This is a genomic window from Streptomyces sp. E11-3, from assembly GCF_046540415.1.
Lineage (GTDB): Bacteria > Actinomycetota > Actinomycetes > Streptomycetales > Streptomycetaceae > Streptomyces.
The window spans coordinates 1-3,144 of sequence record NZ_JAZGRL010000052.1 but is presented as its reverse complement, the minus strand read 5'-3'; the positions used below and the strand labels follow the sequence as shown (position 1 = coordinate 3,144).

2 protein-coding genes are annotated in these 3,144 nt (G+C 72.8%); one reads left to right on the top strand and one right to left on the bottom strand.

Features of this window, described 5'->3' with window-relative positions:
* Window positions 1-65: 65 nt before the first annotated feature.
* Window positions 66-812: a ferritin-like fold-containing protein gene (locus U9R90_RS34775; RefSeq protein ID WP_411061369.1), complete on the bottom strand. Its 747-nt coding sequence runs from the start codon at window positions 810-812 to the stop codon at window positions 66-68.
* Window positions 813-1,301: 489 nt separating this feature from the next.
* Here U9R90_RS34775 and U9R90_RS34770 point away from each other — a divergent pair.
* Window positions 1,302-3,144 (top strand): DEAD/DEAH box helicase (locus tag U9R90_RS34770; protein WP_411061368.1); only part of this gene is annotated, 1,843 nt, incomplete at its 3' end.

The window sequence follows — 3,144 nt, the reverse complement described above, 5'->3', positions numbered from 1 at the left end:
GGGCGCGTGCCAGGCGTCGCGGGCCCGCGAAGATCGGGGAGACGCCCCCTAGGGCCGCCAGTCCCCTAGGCCGCCAGTCCCAGCGCCGCCATCCGCTTGGTGTGCGCCTCGGTGATCCGCGAGAACATCCGGCCGACCTCCGCCAGGTCGAAGCCGTCCGCGACGCCGCCGACCAGCATGGTCGACAGCGCGTCCCGCTCGGCGACCACCCGCTGCGCCTGCGACAGCGCCTCGCCCATCAGCCGCCGTGCCCAGAGCGCGAGCCGCCCGCCGACCCGCGGGTCCGCCTCGATGGCCGCCCGTACCTTCTCTACGGCGAAGCTCGCATGGCCCGTGTCGTCCAGCACCCCGAGCACCAGCGCCCGGGTGTCGGTGTCCAGGCGGGCCGCGACCTCGCGGTAGAAGTCGCTCGCGATCGAGTCGCCGACGTACGCCTTGACCAGGCCCTCCAGCCAGTCGGACGGCGCGGTCAGCCGGTGGAACTCGTCCAGCGCGGCGGCGAACGGCTCCATCGCGTCGGTCGGCTCCGCGTCGATCGCCGAGAGCCGGTCCCGCAGTTGCTCGAAGTGGTGGAACTCGGCCGAAGCCATAGCGGCCAGCTCCGCCTTGTCGCCGAGCGTCGGCGCCAGCTTGGCGTCTTCGGCGAGCCGCTCGAAGGCCGCCAGCTCGCCGTACGCGAGCGCCCCGAGCAGGTCCACCACCGCGGCGCGGTACTGCGGTTGGGCGGAGGCCGTCGCCCAGTCCTGGGCGGCGATCCCGGTCGGTTCTTCGGCTGCGGCGGCTGCGTCCGTGGCGTTGTCAGGCGTCTCCATGAGCCGCACAATAGCCCGCTGGTCACCGTAGGGAAGTACCTGGTCAATCACTGTGACGACGGCTACGTGACCAATTCGGCCGACACGCCTGCGCGGATCCGGGGTACAGTGATAAAGCGCCCGCCGAGTATGCAGTGCATATCGGTGGGCCATCCCGTATGAGGATGCCCGGTCGGTGGCCCGATCGGCTCCGACCCGACAGCCCTCCGGGCGGCGGCGCGCTCCCCGCGCGCCCCACAGGAGGGACCCTCAGCGGCACGAGCGCTCGAGCGACGGCAGTGGTCCCGCGCCACCCGGCCTCGCGTAGATGCGGCCGGATGCGAGATTTCCGCACCTGGCGGCACGGTCACGACCCCCAAGCGTTCGCCTCGCGCCGCGTCTCACAGAAGAGGCAGCACCCTGACTACGTTCCGAGAGCTCGGAATTCTTTCCGAGACAGCCGAAGCCCTTGAAGCCGTCGGCATCACGTCCCCCTTCCCCATCCAGGAGATGACCCTCCCCGTCGCCCTCTCCGGCACGGACGTCATCGGCCAGGCCAAGACCGGCACCGGCAAGACGCTCGGCTTCGGCCTGCCGCTCCTGGAGCGCGTCACCGTCCCCGCGGACGTCGAGGCCGGCCGGGCCGAGCCCGGTCAGCTCACCGACGCCCCGCAGGCCCTGGTCGTCGTCCCCACCCGTGAGCTCTGCCAGCAGGTCACCAACGACCTGCTCACCGCCGGCAAGGTGCGCAATGTGCGCGTCCTGGCCATATACGGCGGCCGTGCGTACGAGCCGCAGGTCGAGGCGCTCAAGAAGGGCGTCGACGTGATCGTCGGCACCCCGGGGCGACTGCTCGACCTGGCAGGTCAGCGCAAGCTCGACCTGAGCCACATCCGCGGGCTCGTCCTCGACGAGGCCGACGAGATGCTCGACCTGGGCTTCCTGCCCGACGTCGAGAAGATCATCAACCTGCTTCCGGCGAAGCGTCAGACCATGCTGTTCTCGGCCACCATGCCGGGCGCCGTCATCGGTCTCGCGCGCCGCTACATGTCGCAGCCCACGCACATCCGCGCCACCTCGCCCGACGGCGAGGGCCAGACCGTCGCGAACACCAAGCAGTTCGTGTACCGCGCGCACAACATGGACAAGCCGGAGATGGTCTCCCGCATCCTGCAGGCCGACGGCCGCGGGCTCGCGATGATCTTCTGCCGTACCAAGCGCACGGCGGCCGACATCGCCGAGCAGCTGGAGCGCCGCGGCTTCGCCTCCGGCGCGGTCCACGGTGACCTCGGCCAGGGCGCCCGCGAGCAGGCCCTGCGCGCGTTCCGCAACGGCAAGGTCGACGTGCTCGTCTGCACCGACGTCGCCGCGCGCGGCATCGACGTCGAGGGCGTCACGCACGTCGTCAACTACCAGTCCCCCGAGGACGAGAAGACGTATCTGCACCGCATCGGCCGCACCGGCCGCGCGGGTGCGTCGGGCACCGCGATCACGCTGGTCGACTGGGACGACATCCCGCGCTGGCAGCTGATCAACAAGGCGCTTGAGCTGGACTTCAGCGACCCGGTCGAGACGTACTCCACCTCCCCGCACCTGTACGAGGAGCTGGGTATCCCCGAGGGCACCAAGGGCGTTCTGCCGCGTGCCGAGCGCACCCGCGCCGGGCTGCGCGCGGAGGAGGTCGAGGACCTCGGCGAGACCGGTGGCCGTGGTGGCCGCGGTCGCGGTCCCCGCCGGGAAGCGGAGGAGGAGCGCCCGAAGCGTACGCGTACGCCGCGGCAGCGTCGCCGTACGCGCGGTGGCACCGCGCTCGACGACTCGGCCGCGCCGGCCCAGCCCGCCGCGGACAGCGCCGACTCCGCCGACGCCCCCACCGAGCCGCGCACCCCGCGCCGCCGGCGCCGCACCCGCGCCTCGGCGTCCACCGCAGTGGCGACGGTCCCGGAGCAGGCGACCGAGCAGGCCGAGGTCGCGGTAGCCACGGCGGAAGCGACCGCCGAGCCCGAGGCCAAGCCCGTACGACGCCGCACCCGCAAGGCCGCCGAGACCGCGGTCGCGACGGCCGAGGGCACCGCCACCGCCACGGCGACGGACGAAGCCGAGGCCAAGCCCGTACGCCGTCGTACGCGCAAGACGGCCGAAGCCCCGGTCGCCGAGCCCGACGCGTCCGAGCCGCAGCCGCGCCGCCGTACCCGCAAGGCCGCCGAGGCTGCCGTAGCCACGGCCGAGGGCACCGCTACGGCGACGGACGACGCCGAGGCCAAGCCTGTGCGTCGCCGTACGCGCAAGGCGGCCGAGGCCCCGGCAGCGGAAGCCGTCGAGGCCGAAGCCAAGCCCGTACGCCGCCGCACCC

Coding starts and splice junctions, on each gene's coding strand:
- U9R90_RS34775 (WP_411061369.1), bottom strand. CDS start 812: ATGGAGACGCCTGACAACGCCACGGACGCAGCCGCCGCAGCCGAAGAA.